We start from the raw sequence: 19545 nt of genomic DNA on the forward strand, positions 1-19545 counted from the left end.
CTTTTATTTGTTGTATTGACAATAGCCGTTAAAGGATTGCGTTCATTGAGATAAAATATAGAAAAGCGTTCCGCTTTTTTACATAGTAATGAAATTACCGATTTCTTTTACCTTAGGGTATAAATTACGATATGTGAAAATGGCAGAGCACCTGCGTTGATGGTAGAAATATGCGTGGGCGTTCTTCATTTTTGTGTTGTATAGAAGGGTAGTTAATTTTGCTATCTTTGAAGATAAAAGGCTTGTGTTTTATACTATAACGAAAGAATAGAGCTACCGTTTATCTTGGATGGAACAGAGATTTTTATTTATAGAACTCTTAGTGATTGAATACTTCCAAACTGCTTGTGTCTCTTTTTTATTATTAATTTTTAATTTTGATCTTACTATGGATAAGAAAATTGTAGGTGCTAATGCTGGAAAAGTATGGTATGCTCTTAAAGAAATTGATGAAATATCTATTCCGGAACTTGCCCGAAAACTCAATCTGAGTGTGGAAAGTACTGCGCTGGCTGTTGGCTGGCTAGCTCGTGAGAATAAGATATGTGTGGGACGTAAAAATGGTCTGATTGAGGTGTACGATGAGAATCATTTCGCTTTTTCCTTTGGATGAATCCTTTATTCTAAGCATTTTTTAATTCATAACTAATAGTATACCAATTCTTAAATTGAAAGAAGTGGTTTTGCAAAGAACAATCTTTTTAGGTTGTTCTTTGTTTTTTGAAATGCTTAATCGGGGTGTTAATTACTTAAATTATGCTTTAGAGACTATTATTTCTTTTTTTCATCTATAATGTGATGTTAGGTCTTGAACATAATTATTGTAAAGTAAAGGTTGGGCAAGGCGTTTACCGCTTTTTAGTTAAAGAGTAGATTCTATCAGGGCAGCCGCTCAATAATTTTAACCTCCTATTGTTTTCTCTTCTGCCAGTGGTATTCTTATAATTTCTAGTACTTCATCCCTGTATTGCTCATTCCATCCGCACAGTTTTCTCTTGGCTGCTATTCCCACTTTCTTTTTACTCTGCTTCAAAAGTGTTAGCGCCATTTTACACATGAGTGAAAAGTTCACTGCCCCGTTGTCTGTCTTTCTGGTGTAATCTTCCCTAAATGAAACATCCAATTGCCAGTGCAGTTTATTTTCGACCTGCCAATGCGATCTGATTGATTCGAGTAACAATTTTGGATCTTGCGGTAAAGAGGATATATAGCATCTGGTTTCTGTAGTAGGCTCTGCATTACCAACTTGCCTGACAGATGTTATTTTGGCAATAGTCTTTATCCCTTTCCAGCCAGGATAAAAATGTTCGGGATAGCATACTGCATCACAAACACACTTCCTATATTCTTTTCTTCCATGCCCCTCATTTTCTTGAAAATAACTTTGTTTGTATGGCAAATAAATCCGGTCTTCTTCCGAAAGTAAAGATAAAATCTTACCTTTAAGTTTTTTCTGATTGTCCTTGACGCATAATATATAATCCCCGCCAGCATTAATTATTGTCTCTGCTATTGCTTTTTGACAACCGGCAGCATCAATCGTTACAATACATTGCTCAAGGTCAAGGGCTTTGATTATTTCAGGAATAGCTGTTATCTCATTTGACTTTCCATCCACTTTGCGTTGTCCCAAACACAGGCCATTGCGTACCGCCCAGGCGCTGACCATATAAAGACGATCTTTCATTCCATGTCCGGCGGAATCAGGATTACGGCATACAGCTTTGCCATCTATAGCCACTACGCCGGGAACACGACGGCAAATATCGCTTATCCAGAGACGAAAGGCTTCTTCGAACCAATCTATATTCAATAAGGAAAAGAAACGGTTGAAAGTATCATCGGAAGGAATACCGATTAAAGTCGGAAGACGTTTCTTGAAATAATCTTCATGACTAGTACCGAAGAGATGAATCTCACTCCAGGTCTCTGCGCCACAGAGAACAGAGACCAAAGAGATAAAAACGATTTCATCAACGCTGTAAAGAAGGTTTTTCTCATTACGGATATCAGGAACATAAGAAGAAAACTCGAGTAGACTCAGCATTTATAAAGTTAGAAATTTGAAAGCAAATATAGAAAGAGATACTGACAGAAGAAAGCCTTTTGAATATTTAATAGAAGAAGAATGACAAATGTATAAATTATTGAGCGTCTGCCCTGATATAGATTAAATACAAAAACGTTCTACTAGAGAAATTTATTCATTTTCTCTATCAACCTATCACCAATCTTCTGAAAGTCTTTATTCATCGACCTTTAAGTGGTGATAGGTTGATTCCTGAACCTATCACCGGATCTATCACCTATCACCCGTAAATTTGTGATACCACCTATCTTTTACAATTGAGTTTTTAAGGTCCGAAAAGTATCATTAAGCCAGTTGATGGGGATTAATAGTCTGTATCTCAACTATTAATAGCCTATATTTGAGGATCGATATCACCAGTACAAATCATATATACGGCAAAAAATACTTATAACACTTCATGGCAGTTGAATAACAGAAATAAGTCTATGCAAATTAATCAAGGAGAGTCTCAGCAGAATACAAAAGGAATCAGTAATATTCCAAAGGGAATGTATACTAAAAAAGGAAAAAAGCCAAATAGTGAATAGAGTAAACCCAGATATAATTAAAACAATTACCAGTACAGTCAAAAGCACTTATTAAAATACGAGTTTCATATATTCGAAACTAAAGGTTTCAATAACTGAAACTAATGGTTTCACACCGAGAAACAAAAAGTTTCAAACTTTGAAACCTTTAGTTCCATACGGTTGAAACTATTAGTTTCACCGCATGAAACCGATGATTTGACTATATCTCTGCCATATTTTATACTTAGCTTTTTAGATCTTATCAGTTAGAAACATTTACTTACTATCTCTATTTAAATTGTGCAGTCATTAGCAAATGAATCGGATAGTTATCTTCGGCAACAGTCATGCCATTTGCTGCATAACAATCACTTTCCGGATCCGGCATACTCATTTGTGACTGCAAAAACTCAGGAGATACCAGAACCGGTGCTACCTGTTTGGTTGTTTTTTCATTTTGAGTAGCGGCTTTTTTTGAAGACACAGGTTTTTCTACGTTGTGAGTAGCGATTAATGTCTTCATTGGCTGCGTTTCTACTTTTTGATATATAGTATCTATCTTTTCGTGTACGACGATTACCGTATCCGTAATAGTTAACCGATTATCCGGCTGTGATTCTTGTCCACCCGAAAAAGCATAACCGATTATCCAACCTAACAAACAGGCAGCAGTCAGCCACCAAGGAGAAATTCGCAACTTTTTCTTTTGACTTTGCTTTTTCCTGATAGACTGCATGACAGAAGAAAAGGAGACAGGAGAATGCTCCTCCTTTTCCTGTTCATATTGTTTCTTCGCAGAACGAATCAACCATTGTACTTCCTGTGATTCTTCTAATCTTTCTAAATCATCATTTTTCATAATCACTTGTTTGGGGGTTATAGTTAGATAATGAATGCTGCAATATTTTTAGCGCATAAAATAAGCGGGATTTCACAGTTCCCTCAGGACAATGGAGCACTTGTGCGATTTCCTGAACCGAAAGTTCCTCTTCATATCGAAGAGTATACGCCGCTCGTTGCTCGTCTGTCAGGCTTGTGAGGACCTTTTTCAATTGTTCATTAAACACTTGCCGATCATAAACAGTCTCAAATTCCGGAGAAACACAATAATCTTTTTCTTCCATATAGGACTGTTGAGACATATATTCTTCTACAATCTCACGATGTCGATATTCATTTTTACAGAGATTATACGCCATAGAGAAAACCCATGTAGAAAAACATTTTCCTTGTTGATAACTATCTCTTGCTTCATAAATACGAAGAAACAATTCCTGAAGGAAGTCATCTGCCAAGGCTGCATTTCCGGAAAACATCCGCATGAAGAATCCCTTCAGCCGGGGAGCGTATCGCCCATAAAGCTCTTCAAAGGCTTTTTCATTCCTCCTGGTGGCAAATCGTTCCATGAGTTGCTCGTCCGTTTCGTCGCGTTTGAAAGTTTTGAATAACCTCATGGTTCCACTCCGTCTATAAGTTTCTGAAATTCGTCCCTTCTATCTACTATTTTATCAACAGCTTCTCCTTTCTCTTTCATCTCCAATTGACGGGCCATTACTGCTTCTATCATTTTCTCATTTTCAGTAGTAGCTTTAAAAGAACGAGAATGGTTCAAAATACCTTGCAACAGATTCTTCAACTTCGTATATTGGTTTTTATCCCCACTCGTACGATAGAATTGCAGTAGCGGAGCAAAGGAGATGATATAATTCCAATTGGCAGTTAAATTGTACGTAATCCCCGGATGATAGTCGGACCAGGGACGGCGTAAATAATCTAATAAATAAACCTGCTCATAATTTCTTCTTGCAACTGCCATATTATTATACGGCTTCAACGAATACTTTAATACTAATCCTTCGGGATATAACTTACTCTTCAAAGCTTCTAACAGATCTTTCTCAAACACAAATTGGCTAAAATATACAGGGCGTTTCTCTTTTTCCAAAAAATATTCCGCTCCGGGCGCCACCTTTTTACTATCTGAGAAGATTTTCGGGTCTACCTCTTGCTTTTCCCAAAACCACTTGCCTTGTTCGGGATTCATCAAATCGATAGAGGATATGATCTCAATATCCTCAAACAGTCCTAAACCATATTGAAGCAAATAATGATAAAACAAACTCGGAGCCAGTTCGGAGACAAGTACCGCATTCTTCTCTAAACCGGCTAACTCATTGTGACAATAGGAGAGAAGATCGGAAGAAAACAAACCACTTTTGTACCATTCACGAGCTATCTCTTTCACCTTTTCCATTTGATGCGTATCATAACAATAACGTATATCATTCAGATAATCCCGTTCACAAGTCCGTTTTAAAGAAAGTATCTGTTGATGAATGCGTTCCTGTTCCTGCGAATCAGTGTTCTGTACCAGTAAATAACGATAGTAAGTACGAGTATCCGGAATATACTTCTTCATTCTCTTTATACATGCATCCAGTTCCTTTTGGAATTCCTGTTTCTTTGAAGAATCCTCTTCCGTTTGCCACATCGCAAAACAAGCGTACGCATAGTTATCCCATGATTTTTCATTCCTTTTATCTTTCTTCAATTCCATTTGCCAGGCTTCCTTCTGCGTCTGATACCAGGATATCCCCAAAGGCATAGGATATCCCATCAAAGATATTTCCAGACGCTCTGTATTCCGGGCAGTTGTCACCTGCCCTAAAATGATGAAAAAGAATAATAAGTAGATAAATCGCCTCATATTTCTTATCGGTTTGCTCAGGAATTAATACTTTTCAAATACTGCTCCCGTACTTCTTTGGTACAAGATTTCGCATCGTCGATAACAGTCCGCAGAATTGAATACAGTTTATCATAATGATTATGATCTTCCGACTCTTTGTAGAATTGCAACAGAGCTTTAAGGGCAGGGACATAATAAAGATTAAGTCCTTCATTTACTTTAGGATCGAAAGCTGACACAGCAAGAGTTTGAGGATAAAAAGACTCACGCAGATAATCCATTAAATACACATTCTCAAAGTTCCGCCGCATGACTGCCAGATTATCATAAGGTTTGGAAGAATATCTCATCAACAAACCTTCGGAATGCAGGTTATCTTTAAGAGCATTTTTAGCCATTTCATCCATTGTTATCGTAAAATAGATAGGCCGATTACTATACTTAGCAAAATGTTCAATCACTCCTTTGAGTTCTCTGGAATAGCTTTTCATAAAGTCACCGGGCGAAGAATATGAGATCGTATCATTCTTTGCCTTTCGATATTTAGGTATTCCTAACTCTTCGGTTACCTTGTCTATAGAAAAAGAGTCGGTCAAGAAAGGATACATAATAATCTTCTTATCATTAAACTGGTCTTTCACACTCTGAAGAACCCTTACACCGTACAAATCAAAGCAACCTCCCATGAAGATAATAGCATTTTTCTCTGCCGAGGCCAACTCATTGTAGGCAAAGTTCAATTGCTGGGGAGGAAACTCCCCGGATTCATACCAACGTTTACAGATATCTTTCAACCGTTTTTCATTTCTCAATGATACGGCCACATAAGTAGGATAATGTAAGACAGCATCAGGCCATTTTTCTATGATCTCGTCAAATGACATTCTCTTTTCGCCCGGCTTGATATTCGAGTTTCTTGTAATAGCATAAGTAGCAGTATTAGGTATATTTTGTTTCATACCTTCCAGCATTTCGTCCATTTCCTTTTGTATATTCGGGTCCGGCGTCGGATACTTTTTCGATGGTGTCATTGACTGCATTAATGAAGCTCCTTTAAGTATTTGAAGTACTCCCGAATATTCTAGCCATGCTCTTTCGTCTTTAGGATTTTCTTTTACTTTTTGTTTTGCTTGCTCCAGCTTATCGCACATACTTTTTACAGCCTTTGCAATTGAATCCGGAGATAATATGTTATCATTTAAGACAGACTCAACTTGAGAATAAGATAGTGTAGTGTAACAACAAAACAGGATAAACAACAGATATTTGATAGTTTTCATCATTTACTTTTTTTAATTTGACATTGTTTTCAATAGAACCGTTCCGACAAAGCATACACGCGAAGAAAGGAAACGTTCAAACAAAACAGTATTTTCTTAAAAAAAGAATGAGAAAGAGAAAACTTACACTTAATTCGATCATTAATGCCCGATTATTATTTCGCAAACCTTATCCTGAAAAGCCCTTGCTTTAGCAGCAGAAAGCACATTCTGATTCATAATGGCAAATGCGACTTCGTGACCGTTCTGCATTCTCAAATATCCGGCCAATGCATTAATTGCTGTATAAGATCCGGTTTTTGCATGTACATTCTTATAAGCAACGGTCCCTTTCATCCGGTTTTGCAACGTCCCGTCAATTCCGGCAATGGGAAGTGCTTTATACAACTTCTGAAAAATGTCAGTCTGAGAATAAGCATATTTCAGGAAATCCACAAGCAGGGCAGGAGAGAGATAGTCATAATTCGACAATCCGCAACCATCTGCAATCTTATAGTCTTTCGGTTCGTACCCCAATTGCTCAATCAGATTCATAATCTCGGTAATCCCGTCTTTAGCCGTTACATATTTCTTGCCGGTGGCTTGCGCTCCCAGACGACAAAGAAATGCTTCTGCATTCAAATTATCACTTTCCTTCATCAATTGATTCAAAACGTCTTGCACCGGAGTTTCCCGACTACTCATCTTTTGCACTCCAACAAGAGGAATTTCAGCAAAATCATACGATTGGGGAACTATAATTCCACGCTCCTGAAGTCGTTCAAGAAATGCGTGCATAAAGTAGCACTTCGAATCATAGACATTTACCCAGGATTTACGAATACCATCCATATTACCTTCTACAATGATATTATTCCCATTGGTAAGCCAATCACGTGAAACAGAGAACTTTCCGGCAGATGGAGTACGTGTTTTTGCCTGATTCGTCACCGTATAATAAGAAGAGTTCGGTTTACAAGAGACCCTTGCCGAATCTCCCTGTTGAGCACCGGGGGCAACTTCCACCTCGACAACACCTTTACAATACATCAGCGGAGACAAATAAGGTTGATAAGCTTCCGGATTATCATCCCATGCCCAACCGCTCCCCCAATAAAGTGAGTCTTTCATGGACACATCTCCATACACCTGTCCGTTAATCACGGAGAAAGGGAAAGTGATCACATCTTCTATCAGCGAATCCATTGCCAGTTCGTCAAATTCAGGATCAAATCCTCCTACAACATATAGATTGCCTTGCAAGGTATCATGCTCTATCACACCGTCATACCATACTTCTGTACGAAAAGGATCGTCAGCTTCGGGGCGGGAAAGGGCAGTAATTGCCGTCAGTAACTTCATTGTCGAAGCAGGACGGGAGAGTTTATCGGCACGAAAATTATATAATGGAGCCTTTGCCGTCAGGTCATAAACAGATATCCCGACTTCAGAGGCTTCAGGAAGCATCTTTTTGATTAATGAATCAATCTGAGAAAAGTCACTCTGCCCCCATAAAGGCAAAAAGCAGATAGACAATACAACCGATATAAAAGTTTTCCTCACATAAAATTGTTTCTTCATATTTCCTCTATAATCTTCTTCCTCAATTACTTAATATTCCGTTTCACCTTATTTAAAAGCGACCCTTCTCCATATCCCGACCACACATCTTGAATCTTTCCGTCAGGGGCAATAAGTACATAATATGGTATTCCGTTCACCTGATAGCTTGCTGCAAGCCCGGTACGACCTCTACGGAGTTCATTCCATTGATTACCTTCCATACCGTTATTTTTTATATACTCTTTCCAGTTGTCTTTCGGATCTTCACTGATACTGACTACTATAAGTTTATCTTTATACATTGCTACAATCTTCTTCATTTCAGGTATAGATTGTACACAAGGTCCGCAACCGCTACTCCAGAAATCAAGTAAGATGTAATTTCCTTTAAACTCTGCAAGGTGATGTAACACACCCGCACTGTCATATAAATCTCCATCTACCATTTCATCTCCCACGCCAACAGTAACAGGCGGATAAATATATTGAGTAATTTCCTGTCCGGCAGGCGTTTGTTTCTCTTCATCGGACATTCTGGTATAAAGTTCTTTCACTTCATCCTTATAGGGCATAATATTTTCGTATTTCATCATAGAAGCATACAGTAACAAATTATTAATCCAAACCCTGGAAACGGGAGCACTTTTCATATATTCCATTTCTTTTTTCCAGATTTCCTTTTGCAACGGATTTTCCAGCTTCCGAATAGAATCTATTTTAGCCCATGCTTTTTTAGCAAACTCTTCATCTCCCGGATGATCAATAAACATCATACGCTGCCAATCATAACTGGCAGCTAAATGTTGCATCAATTCTCTTTGTTGCGTCATGGCACAACCCATAAAACGGTTCTCTTCCAATTGTTCGGGAATATCACTTTCTATCGTCCAGGTTCTCAAAAGTTTGTCTTGTCCACTGACTTCAACATATTTCCCCGGTGCTACCCACACGTTCAGCCATACACCGGGAAAGCCTTTACTTTTAGACATTAATAATAACTGTTGAGTATCCGAAATGGTGTCACGAAATGAAAACTCTCCATTGGTCAATGTATCTTGAGACAGCAATTTTATAATATTCCCTTCACTCACGTACAAACCAATGACAACACTATCCGGAACGTTCTTCAACTTTCCATAAATGAAATACTCATTTGCCGGAATATTTCTCCTTTTCTGAATTGAACAGTTGATCATAGTCATACATATAAGCAACAATAAGAAAACCCAAACAATACACTTTTTCATTTTATCTTCTAATTTATATGAAACAGTTATTAGTAATACAACATAATTAATTCATACTAAGGTCAATTATAGTATCTGTCATTAGCTTCGCTCAAAACATCTTTTGATTTTTATATTATGGTATAGACGATCGCAGGGAGGAAGAATCTTTTCTAGAATAAATGTTTTCTCTCTGTATTCAAAGAGAAGAGATCCTTCACAAGTTCAGGATGACAAAATCAACCTCACAATACCTCCCTGAAAATTTCACCTACAGTAGGGTGGGGAAAGACTATCTTTTTCCATTGTTCAGCCGTCAGTCCCAATTCAATGGCAGTTCCGGCAAGTGTAATAATCTCCGAAGCCGGATTCCCCATTACATGTGCACCTATAATTCGTTCTTGTTCGTCCAGAAGTATTTTACAAACTCCATTCACCCCTTCATTCTCCGCCACAAAACGACCGGAATAAGCCATCGGAAGTTTCACAATCCGATAATTGATCCCTTTCGCCAGAACAGATTCTTCTGTTTCGCCTACTCCCGCAATCTCCGGATTGGTATAAACCACTCCCGGAATAGCACGATAACTCATACTGTCCTTTTTGCCTAATATAGAATGTACAGCTACTTCTGCTTCACGAACAGCCGTATGAGCCAATAAAGAAAAACCGGTCAGGTCACCGCAAACATACACATTGGGTTCGGAAGTCTGCATTTGGGCATTTATTTTAATAGCTCCCCGCTCTGTTCTTTCCAGATGAAGGTTTTCAAGCCCGAAACCTTTCATCACAGGACGACGCCCCACACTAAGTAGTAAACGATCAGTCTCTCCAAAACTTTCTTCCGGTTGAGAAAGGCAATCTGAAGGTTCGTTCTCCAACATAGGTTTATAGGTATATCTTATCCCTTCTTGAGAGAGTGACGGGGAGAAACTTGTAACCTTCGTATTAAGCAGGAATTTGATTCCCCGCTTTGCATATTCAGCCCGCAACATGCCGGAAAGCTCTTTATCCATGCCACCCAGAATTTCATCCATCATCTCAATGACGGTCACCTCTACTCCCAGACTATTAAAGAACGAAGCAAACTCCATTCCGATCACTCCGCCACCGACGATGGCCAAAGAAGACGGCAATTCTTTATTGTTCAATGCTTCGCGATGTGTCCAATAATCTATCGACTCTACACCAGGAACAGGAGGTATAAAAGTCTCGGAACCTGTACAAAGTATCAGATTTTCCCCTTCAAATACCTCTTCGCCGCAACGAATTGTGTTCCTATCAATAATTTTAGCTTCACCTGATACAATAGTCACATTATTAGAAGTCAGCTTTGCCTTTACTCCCAGTACCAGTTTACGCACTACTTTCGTTTTCCTTGCAATAATTTTGGGTAAATCAAAAGAAACTTCCGATATATTCACTGCATATTTTGAAGCATGTTTGGCGCTATCGTACGTTTTTGCAGAATAAAGTAATGTTTTCGTAGGAATACAACCTTCATTCAAACAGACACCACCCAAACTGCTTTTCTCGATCAGCAATACATTCAAACCGGCTTTACCGGCAACTTCGGCAGCTGTATATCCTGCAGGCCCTCCACCAATAATGATCACTTGGTATTTCATAGTAAATAATTTATATAACTTTTATATGACTTATGGTTCATTTATTTAATCGTTATACTCTGTATGCTAGGCATATATATCGACCAGATGAATATAGATGTCCAACAATTGTCCTCAGAATATGTTCAAGAAGAGAATATGAATCTTAAAATCATCTTTTAGAATCAAGTTTCTTCATTCAACATCCTTTTCTCAATCAACTGTATAAATTCCTGTTCTTTGACAGGCATTAGTGCTTCATATTTTCTTTCATCATATTTTATCAGCACATAACGAGTCACTGAAAACCGACCGAATTTCATGGAACGGCATTGCTCAATAGAATCAATCTTGGAAATAGGAATTACTTTCTTACGGCTGAAACGTCCCTGATGTATAATTAGCGTTCCGTCCGAAGTTACGGTATAAACAGTATGAATAATCTGTTCAATCAATACGATCAACAATAACATCAGAAACACCGCCGGCAAGATATATTTGCACCATAAAGCAGCAACAGCATTCACTGTAAACAACGCCAAAGCAAAATACTGATACCAGGCAATACGAGCATGGAATATTCGATTCATTTTGTCAGATTTTTGCGTGCAAGGTAGCAATTTTATGAATTAGTGACAACGAAAAGTACAACGAAGTGAGTTATTTTGTAGCTTTGCGGTGAGAAATAACAAAATTATGGTAAGAAAATTCGATTTCCTCGTCATCGGCTCCGGAATTGCCGGTATGAGTTTTGCGCTGAAAGTTGCGCACAAAGGTAAAGTTGCTCTTATCTGTAAAGCCGGGTTAGAAGAGGCCAATACATTTTTCGCTCAGGGCGGTATCGCTTCTGTTACTAATCTTGCAGTAGACAATTTCGAAAAGCACATTGAAGATACGATGATTGCAGGTGACTGGATTAGTGACCGTACAGCAGTAGAAAAAGTAGTTCGTAACGCTCCCGAACAAATCAACGAACTGATCAAGTGGGGAGTAAACTTTGATAAGAAGGACAACGGAGATTTTGACTTGCACAAAGAAGGCGGTCACTCTGAATTCCGTATTCTTCACCATAAAGATAACACCGGAGCAGAGATACAGGACAGCCTGATTGAAACGGTGAAAAACCATCCGAATATTACTGTATTCGAAAACTTCTTCGCAGTAGAAATCATTACCCAACATCATTTGGGAATCATCGTAACCCGCTACACTCCCGGCATTAAATGTTACGGTGCGTATGTATTAAACGAAGCTACCGGAGAAGTAGATACTTTCCTCTCCAAAGTAACGGTAATGGCAACCGGCGGATGTGAAGCAGTTTATCGCAATACAACTAATCCGTTAGTAGCCACAGGAGATGGAATCGCTATGGTTTACCGCGCCAAAGGTGCAGTAAATGATATGGAATTTATTCAGTTCCACCCCACAGCTCTCTTCCATCCGGGAGACCGTCCGAGTTTTCTCATCACAGAAGCAATGCGCGGATATGGTGCCGTACTCCGTACACAGGATGGCAAAGAGTTTATGCAAAAATACGATTCACGCCTGTCATTAGCTCCACGCGACATCGTAGCACGTGCCATCGACAATGAAATGAAACAACGCGGAGACGACCATGTCTATCTCGACGTAACACATAAAGACCCGGAAGAAACCAAAAAGCACTTCCCGAATATCTATAAAAAATGCCTCAGTCTCGGCATCGATATTACCAAAGATTATATACCGGTAGCTCCGGCCGCACATTATCTTTGCGGAGGTATCACAGTCGATCTGGATGGTCAATCCAGTATCCGCCGCCTGTACGCATTGGGTGAATGTTCATGTACCGGTCTGCACGGTGGAAATCGTTTGGCTTCCAATTCGTTGATAGAAGCCGTGGTTTACGCTGATGCAGCTGCCAAACATGCTTTAAGCGTACTTGAACGTTATGACTTCAATGAAGACATTCCAGAGTGGAATGATGAAGGAACGATTTCTACAGAAGAACGGGTACTGATTACTCAAAGCATGAAGGAAGTCAATCAGATTATGGAGTCTTATGTCGGTATCGTCCGCAGTAATCTTCGTCTGACCCGTGCCTGGAATCGTCTGGATATTCTTTATGAGGAGACGGAAAAACTATTTAAGAGCAGTAAAGCTACCCGTGAACTTTGCGAACTTCGTAATATGATTAATGTAGGTTATCTGATTACACGTCAGGCTATGGAACGGAAAGAAAGCCGGGGACTACATTATACGATTGATTATCCACGAAAAAAAGAATGATTAAAAAGAACCTCAACCATTTAATAGGAGGCTGAATTCTAAAACTTCATCAAATTAAAAACTGAAAGTCTTAAAATTCAGCCTCTTCATTTTATACTAGCTATTTACAGTTATTTATTTGACTCGAGTGAAATGCAAACGAAGCGGAGCTGATTTCATAATAGGATCTTCTCCATAATCTTTCATCATATCATAAGTATCCGTCATAAAATCCGTAGGTTCAAAATCATCAATAGTACATTCAAGTATATCTTTTCCGTCTGACTTTATAATGCGGAAACCAACAACTGCCGCACGATTACTAGTATTATTAGCAGAAAAATTTACATTAACTGAAGGAAACTGTAACACTGCTATTTTTGCAGTTACTTGATACCGAGTACTCTCTTCCTCAATTGTTTTTTCAAGTTCCTCTTTATAAGTTACCGTACAAGATTCTGTACCAAAATAGTTTTTCAGTTCACCACTTAAAGTAGGAATAAAAGTATATTCTTGATAAGAATTACCCTCAAATTTAATCTGATCTGCAGAAGTTCCTGTTGGAAATTTAGTAATATCTTCTCCCCACATATTTTGATAGAATGTTAAATTAGATATTTTATCAAATGCCCATGTACCAGTTAATATATACGGGCCACTAATAGTAATTATAATGGAAGCATTATTACCATAAGCATATCCATCCCTTTCTACCAAGCGTAACACCAATTTATCTTTTCCTTCTTCCTTCTTCAGGAATTTAACAGATACAGTTCCTTTGTTTTTATTTTTAAGAACAGTCGCATATTTACCACCATCAAACGAGAAATGAGTACCTTCCACTGCAGTAGAAGAAGGATCAACCTCTATATCAAATCTTGTTTCCTCTGATACTTTATAAACAGCTCCCGTCATAGTTTCAAGAGTAATACCATAAGAAGTAGCTTCAGTTAAAATACCGGAAACATCATCAAATGACATAATAACTCCTGTAGTGCCAAGTAATTCTACAGATGTATAGCTTCCAACTCCAACTTTAAAACCTGTAGGAGCCGTTCCCAAGTTTACAACCAACTCTTTATCGTCTTCACCAATATTTTCTTCGATACGTTTTACTTTAAGTACGGCTTCTGTCTCACCTGCTTTTAATGTAATCGATTTATCAGCTGTAAAATCTGTACCTTCCACTGCTGTCCCTGAAAATAAAACTGGTATAGAAACTGTAGCAGAAGCAGGTTGATCTGAAATAAGCCTTAACTCTATTTCACCTTTAGCTAAAGAATAATGCGCCTGATTAAAATTCAATTCTATCACCTCTACAAAATTATCGTCATCATCAGATGAACAAGACGTAACTACTAACGAGCACATCACAAATAAATAAAACAAAACTTTCTTCATAATTTTCATCGTTTTTTAATTAATAATTATTGAGATACATGTTCATTATACTCCTGCTTAATAGCATCAATCACAGCAATTTCATTTGTATTCAGTACAACCGGATCCGGTATTTTGTACACCTCACTGCTTACTACAGTTTCTCTTGGAGGTACCTCATCTATATCCTCACAAGCAGAATACATACAGTTTGTCAATAACAAGCAAACAATTAGTACACCATAAATCATTTTCTTTTTCATACTCTCTTCTCCTTTCATTCTAATTCTGTATATCCGGGATTCTGTATTAACCCATCAACTAATTCTATCTCCCTAGGTGAAATGGGCAGCGTATACATATACTTTTGAGTTACATATTTGCGACCATTGTATGCTGTCCAATACTCAGGCATACCGTTTCTTTTCTGTTCAAAAAAACGGTCTCCCTCCAAAAACAATTCCTTCCTCCGTTCACGTAAAATTAAGCCCATCAACGGAGTCAGAGTATTTCCTTCCGCATCAGTTACAATAATTTCTGTATCTTGAAGAGAAGGCAGATTATCCATTACTAAATCCTTATAATCATTAATACGATGAGCGCGCAGATCATTAATTGAACGTAATGCCAATTCCGGCTTATCTAAATGGTAATAACACTCCGCTTCCATTAGTTTAAACTCAGCTATACGCATACCACAAAAGAAAGTCTTTATAGCTATCCTTTTATTATTTACCCAAAGTGCATAACGTATATCGCTTACTTTCTCTTCCTCAGTAAATGTATTTAAAAACCTCTTGCTCACAGGACGATATTGAAGATAAGTTTTTGATGCTGTTATTTCACTCATATCAACAGTCATCCGATATGATTTCAATAATTGATTCCCTACAAGGTCATAAGAAGTAGACATCATATTTTTATAAGCATCTCCTTCCAATAATCCATACTTTGTCAGTAACTCTTGCGCCAATGGTAAAGCTTTTCCCCATTGTTTGGTCCAGAAATATAAACGCGCTAAATAGCCTTTAACTACATCTTCTGTAAAGCGATAAAGGTCATTTTTCATATGATAGGAAAGTGAATGATTTAAATCAGATTCAATTAAATCAATTGTTTCCTGCATTGTACTACGAATAGGTCTTTCTTCCATATCAAATGACATCACCAAAGGTACGCCTAACTGATTTTCAAAATTACCAATTTGCGGCACTTCACAATAAAAACGTAATAATTGGTAATAAGCAACAGCACGCATAGCGTAGGCAGTAGCGCGTACTTCACCTACTTCTGCTGTTCCACTTTCTTCCATTTCTCCCAAAACAATATTACAATCACGTATTATCTCATAATACTTACTATATTGTCTTGAAGGAGCTCTTGAACCGACTAAATTTCCTACATAAACACTCATAAGTCGTCCATTCTGTGAAGTCAGACAAACTTCAAAGTCATCCCCATATGCCCCATCCATATCCAATAGTACCGATGAATTTCCAACCAGAAATTCATCTACACCTCCATCTATTTCATTCAACCAAGTATGTAATAACGCTGAAAATTCTTCAGATGTCTTAGGTATTGTTTTCCCATATGGTTTAATATCCAAATAATGGCTACAGGAAATAAAAGACAATGTTACAAGTCCATATATCCATAAAATAATCTTTCTCTTCATTGTTTTCCTCCATTTAAAATCCGACAGAAAGTCCCATTGAGAATGTACGTGGAGTGGGGTAAACCGCTCCCGGAGTTTCTGGGTCAATGCCGGAGTAGTTTGTAATAGTAAATAAATTACTCATACTGAATGACAATGCTAACGAATTAATATGTGCTTTCTGCATCCACTTACCCGTAAAATTATAGCCTATCATTAACGAACCAAGTTTAAAATAAGATACATCTTCTAACATAGAAGCTTTAGTTATAAAATCTATGGATGGTACAAAATCGTCAAGTCCAAGATCTTCACCATACGCATCGATGATACGTGGATGACCATTCGTAATGGGATTATTGGGTGTCCAACGATTTACTGCATCTTTTGTCACATTCAAATGATTAATATATAAATCATTTTCTTGTGTTGGTACTGACTCTAGCTTGCTTCCTGATAGCGTACTGTAACTAATTGGGCAATTTATATTATTTAAAATTTTTCCACCTAATGAGTAGGTTCCTCCTATACTTAAATTCAAATTTTTATAAGAAACTGAAATAGAATATCCTCCATTAGTAGGAGCAGTACTAGTTCCTAAGTAAAAAGAATAGTTATTAACATTTCGACGGTCTTCTGCTGTTGTAAACACAGCATCAGGACGTGGCTCATACGTATAAATACCTAATTTTTTATCAATTTTGTTTACCTTTCCACTAATAATAGCTCCCAAAGGATACCCTACATGATTAGTCCCCCAACTACGATACCCAGAATTAACATCATACTTTAACAACTTATTCCGATTATAAGCTATATTTGTAGAAACAGAAATATTCCAATCTTTTGTTTTTAAAACATTGGCATTCAAAGTAACTTCAATTCCTTGGTTTAATAACTCCGAAGTATTGTAAGATTGAGACGAAAATCCCGTAGTATTAGGAACAGATACAGTCGTAACCGCATCATGTGTCCGACGATCATAAAGTTCTCCTTGCAAACGGAAACGATCATTAAAAAAGCCCATATCCATCGATATTTTCATATCTCTTGTTTTCTCCCAACGCAAATGTGGATTTGGCGCATTCTTCAAATATCCCATACGATAATAGTCTGTATCTGTCCGACGGAATGATGTATTATAATCCATTACTAATTGCGGATAAACACTTTTATTTATATTTCCAGTATATCCAAATGCAGCACGAAATGAAAGACTACTGATAACAGACTTCAAGGATTGCATAAAAGCTTCTTGATCTACATTCCACGACAAACCTAATGACCCCGTAGGATTAAATTGTTCTTTACTCCCAAAATTATTAGAGCCATCGGTACGCCCTGTAAAACTAAGAACATAACGTTGTTTAAACACATAATCAAATGAAAAATAGAAAGATGCAAATGCATCTTCTACAATACTTTGTCCCGACAACCCATCTATAATAGCAGCATAAGCTAATAAATCAGCATATTCTATCTTAGTATCTGACGGATAAGTAGGCGTTGCTGAATTACCCGTCACCGGATCATACCCATATCGTTTTTCATAAATACTTTTAGCATATTGCCCTCGAATCTCTGTTCCCAACAAAGCACTGATATAATGATCTTCAGCAAATGTATTGAAATAATGCAACTGTCCTCGCAAATTATAACTGGTATTATATGCCGAAGTCTGTGTGATTGAACCATATATACGATCTGTATTATCATCTTTAAAAGGACGGTCTGTCCATGCCGCATAAGTATTCTTTCCGTTAATATTATCGGTCGTATTTGAAACATAGCCATACGAAGCCAGACCTTCAAAGCTAAAATTATCGAGGATATTTACATTTAAATTAGCAATTAACGAAGCTGAAATATTTTTCGTATTATTGGATGTTTCATTGATCTCGCGGAATATATTATATCCATCTTTTGGTAATCTTACATCATAAGAACCATTAGCATGTGATAAACTATAATAAGTATTATCTGCTGCATATGAACCGTCTTCATTATAAACCTTTTCATATGGATTAGCAAAATAAGCATACTTGAATGGATCCACACCTAATGAAGAGGAGTTTGAATGTTGCATCGCCATATCAGCCGTAAAACCTAATTTTACCCGTTTATTGGGTTTCATATCTATTTTAGCATTAACATTATAACGATCATAATCTGTTTTCTTCACTAATCCGTTATTCTGTGAATATCCCAGTGATACGTAATATGAATTCTTTTCTGAACCTCCGGATAAAGACAAATAATGGCTCTGCGATACAGAATTCTGAAACAGTTCTTGAAACCAATCTGTCGTATGTGCCCCCAAAGATTCAATTGTTGCATCTTGTTGCTCCTTAGTCATGCCAGCATATTGTTTATATCCAGAACGAATCATCCCCACAATACCTATTACCGGATAATTACTACCTTCTGCAAACTTCTTTGCAGAAAATTCATCCCACAATTCTTGCTCCCAAGCCAACTTTTCTTTGGAATTCATCAAGTTTGCATCTCTAGGAGGGCTTGTAACAATAGAAACATTCGTAGAATAATTAATTTGCATCTTACCCTCTTTTCCCCGTTTCGTTGTCACAACAATTACGCCACCTGCTGCACGAGAACCATAAATAGCAGCTGCAGAAGCATCTTTCAAAACTGTAACAGATTCGATATCACTAGGATTAATCCCGGCAATTCCATTCGTAAAAATGTCATTAAAATCTCCAGCTTTAATTCGGCTAGTTTCGATACTCGGTATATCCCTCTGCAAAGGAACTCCATCTACTACCCACAACGGCTCAGCATTACCTGTGATCGTATTTGTACCTCGAATACGAATCTTTGCAGATTCCCCCGGACGACCAGAAACAGCTTTAATATCTACACCTGCAATTTTACCCTGCATCAACATATCCAAATTTGCTGTTGGTGCACCTTTCAAATCTTTTGCCGTTAATGTTGCCAATGATCCCGTAGTACGACGTTTGGTAGTACGTTGATATCCTGTGACTACCACCTGATCCAATTCAGACATTTCATCTTCCAACGTAATATATCCGGAAATAGGTTTAGTCACTCGCATTACTAAAGGTTTCATACCGACATAGCTAAATTCAATTTCAGCATTTTTATCAACCCACAGCGATACTTCACCGTTCTCATTTGAGATAACTCCCTGCGCTTTACCTGCCACTTTTACTGTAGCTCCCGGCAATGGATTTTTGTCCGAATCCACTATAGTCACCTTAACAAGGATCGTAGCATCACCTTGTGGCCTTTGAGCAGATAAGCCTATAGCCATGCAGCAAAAGCAATTCAGTAG

14 protein-coding genes and 2 pseudogenes are annotated in these 19545 nt (G+C 37.8%); 2 read left to right on the forward strand and 14 right to left on the reverse strand.

All coding sequences use genetic code 11. The features are described 5' to 3' along the window. Positions 1 to 388: 388 nt before the first annotated feature. Positions 389 to 613, forward strand: a complete 225-nt coding sequence (locus tag EJF25_RS01195) for a winged helix-turn-helix domain-containing protein (RefSeq protein WP_025076144.1) — start codon at positions 389 to 391, stop codon at positions 611 to 613. 288 nt (positions 614 to 901) lie between these two features. Here EJF25_RS01195 and EJF25_RS01200 read toward each other — a convergent pair whose 3' ends face one another. From EJF25_RS01200 to EJF25_RS01240, 10 genes and pseudogenes are all read right to left on the reverse strand, one after another. After that, positions 902 to 2044: an ISAs1 family transposase gene (locus tag EJF25_RS01200; protein WP_125039904.1), complete on the reverse strand. Its 1143-nt coding sequence runs from the start codon at positions 2042 to 2044 to the stop codon at positions 902 to 904. 846 nt (positions 2045 to 2890) lie between these two features. Next, positions 2891 to 3460 (reverse strand): hypothetical protein, encoded by a 570-nt coding sequence (locus tag EJF25_RS01205; protein ID WP_125039642.1) that lies wholly within the window; start codon positions 3458 to 3460, stop codon positions 2891 to 2893. Further along, complete coding sequence (locus EJF25_RS01210; protein WP_125039643.1) at positions 3450 to 4055, reverse strand: RNA polymerase sigma factor; 606 nt, start codon at positions 4053 to 4055, stop codon at positions 3450 to 3452. The genes EJF25_RS01205 and EJF25_RS01210 overlap by 11 nt, the downstream gene beginning before the upstream one ends. Further along, a complete protein-coding gene (locus tag EJF25_RS01215; protein ID WP_125039644.1) occupies positions 4052 to 5308 on the reverse strand; it encodes a hypothetical protein in 1257 nt (418 codons plus the stop codon). Before EJF25_RS01215 ends, EJF25_RS01210 begins: the two co-directional genes overlap by 4 nt. A 17-nt stretch (positions 5309 to 5325) precedes the next feature. Next, positions 5326 to 6441, reverse strand: a complete 1116-nt coding sequence (locus EJF25_RS01220; protein WP_235016662.1) for a hypothetical protein — start codon at positions 6439 to 6441, stop codon at positions 5326 to 5328. Between the two features lie 270 nt (positions 6442 to 6711). Next, positions 6712 to 8130: a D-alanyl-D-alanine carboxypeptidase/D-alanyl-D-alanine endopeptidase gene (gene dacB / locus EJF25_RS01225; RefSeq protein ID WP_370685677.1), complete on the reverse strand. Its 1419-nt coding sequence runs from the start codon at positions 8128 to 8130 to the stop codon at positions 6712 to 6714. 26 nt (positions 8131 to 8156) lie between these two features. After that, a complete protein-coding gene (locus EJF25_RS01230) occupies positions 8157 to 9359 on the reverse strand; it encodes a TlpA family protein disulfide reductase (RefSeq protein ID WP_125039645.1) in 1203 nt (400 codons plus the stop codon). A 224-nt stretch (positions 9360 to 9583) separates the two neighbouring features. Beyond that, positions 9584 to 10903: pseudogene (gene lpdA, locus EJF25_RS01235) on the reverse strand (dihydrolipoyl dehydrogenase); the annotation flags it as partial. Further along, positions 10904 to 10966, reverse strand: a pseudogene (locus tag EJF25_RS26455) (hypothetical protein); the annotation flags it as partial. Positions 10967 to 11130: 164 nt separating this feature from the next. Continuing rightward, complete coding sequence (locus EJF25_RS01240; protein WP_125039647.1) at positions 11131 to 11535, reverse strand: PH domain-containing protein; 405 nt, start codon at positions 11533 to 11535, stop codon at positions 11131 to 11133. A gap of 106 nt (positions 11536 to 11641) precedes the next feature. On the opposite strand from EJF25_RS01240, the gene nadB reads away from it, so the two are divergent. Then, positions 11642 to 13213, forward strand: a complete 1572-nt coding sequence (nadB, locus tag EJF25_RS01245; protein ID WP_125039648.1) for an L-aspartate oxidase — start codon at positions 11642 to 11644, stop codon at positions 13211 to 13213. Between the two features lie 114 nt (positions 13214 to 13327). Here nadB and EJF25_RS01250 read toward each other — a convergent pair whose 3' ends face one another. The 4 genes from EJF25_RS01250 to EJF25_RS01265 are packed head-to-tail and all read right to left on the reverse strand — an operon-like array spanning position 13328 to position 19524. Then, positions 13328 to 14593, reverse strand: coding sequence for a Calx-beta domain-containing protein (locus tag EJF25_RS01250; protein WP_160119354.1), 1266 nt, complete (start codon positions 14591 to 14593; stop codon positions 13328 to 13330). A gap of 26 nt (positions 14594 to 14619) precedes the next feature. Further along, positions 14620 to 14835, reverse strand: a complete 216-nt coding sequence (locus EJF25_RS01255; RefSeq protein ID WP_125039650.1) for a hypothetical protein — start codon at positions 14833 to 14835, stop codon at positions 14620 to 14622. Between the two features lie 14 nt (positions 14836 to 14849). Next, positions 14850 to 16250, reverse strand: a complete 1401-nt coding sequence (locus EJF25_RS01260; protein ID WP_125039651.1) for a RagB/SusD family nutrient uptake outer membrane protein — start codon at positions 16248 to 16250, stop codon at positions 14850 to 14852. Between the two features lie 13 nt (positions 16251 to 16263). After that, complete coding sequence (locus EJF25_RS01265) at positions 16264 to 19524, reverse strand: SusC/RagA family TonB-linked outer membrane protein (protein WP_235016663.1); 3261 nt, start codon at positions 19522 to 19524, stop codon at positions 16264 to 16266. Between the last annotated feature and the right edge of the window lie 21 nt (positions 19525 to 19545).

The sequence above is a fragment of the Bacteroides faecalis genome, assembly GCF_003865075.1.
Lineage (GTDB): Bacteria > Bacteroidota > Bacteroidia > Bacteroidales > Bacteroidaceae > Bacteroides > Bacteroides faecalis.

Bases quoted from the DNA above. Each gene is read 5' to 3' on its own strand.
- EJF25_RS01195 (WP_025076144.1), top strand. From the start codon at position 389: ATGGATAAGAAAATTGTAGGTGCTAATGCTGGAAAAGTATGGTATGCT.
- EJF25_RS01205 (WP_125039642.1), bottom strand. From the start codon at position 3,460: ATGAAAAATGATGATTTAGAAAGATTAGAAGAATCACAGGAAGTACAA.
- EJF25_RS01210 (WP_125039643.1), bottom strand. From the start codon at position 4,055: ATGAGGTTATTCAAAACTTTCAAACGCGACGAAACGGACGAGCAACTC.
- EJF25_RS01215 (WP_125039644.1), bottom strand. From the start codon at position 5,308: ATGAGGCGATTTATCTACTTATTATTCTTTTTCATCATTTTAGGGCAG.
- EJF25_RS01220 (WP_235016662.1), bottom strand. From the start codon at position 6,441: ATGTGCGATAAGCTGGAGCAAGCAAAACAAAAAGTAAAAGAAAATCCT.
- dacB (WP_370685677.1), bottom strand. From the start codon at position 8,130: ATGAAGAAACAATTTTATGTGAGGAAAACTTTTATATCGGTTGTATTG.
- EJF25_RS01230 (WP_125039645.1), bottom strand. From the start codon at position 9,359: ATGAAAAAGTGTATTGTTTGGGTTTTCTTATTGTTGCTTATATGTATG.
- EJF25_RS01240 (WP_125039647.1), bottom strand. From the start codon at position 11,535: ATGAATCGAATATTCCATGCTCGTATTGCCTGGTATCAGTATTTTGCT.
- nadB (WP_125039648.1), top strand. From the start codon at position 11,642: ATGGTAAGAAAATTCGATTTCCTCGTCATCGGCTCCGGAATTGCCGGT.
- EJF25_RS01250 (WP_160119354.1), bottom strand. From the start codon at position 14,593: ATGAAGAAAGTTTTGTTTTATTTATTTGTGATGTGCTCGTTAGTAGTT.
- EJF25_RS01255 (WP_125039650.1), bottom strand. From the start codon at position 14,835: ATGAAAAAGAAAATGATTTATGGTGTACTAATTGTTTGCTTGTTATTG.
- EJF25_RS01260 (WP_125039651.1), bottom strand. From the start codon at position 16,250: ATGAAGAGAAAGATTATTTTATGGATATATGGACTTGTAACATTGTCT.
- EJF25_RS01265 (WP_235016663.1), bottom strand. From the start codon at position 19,524: ATGGCTATAGGCTTATCTGCTCAAAGGCCACAAGGTGATGCTACGATC.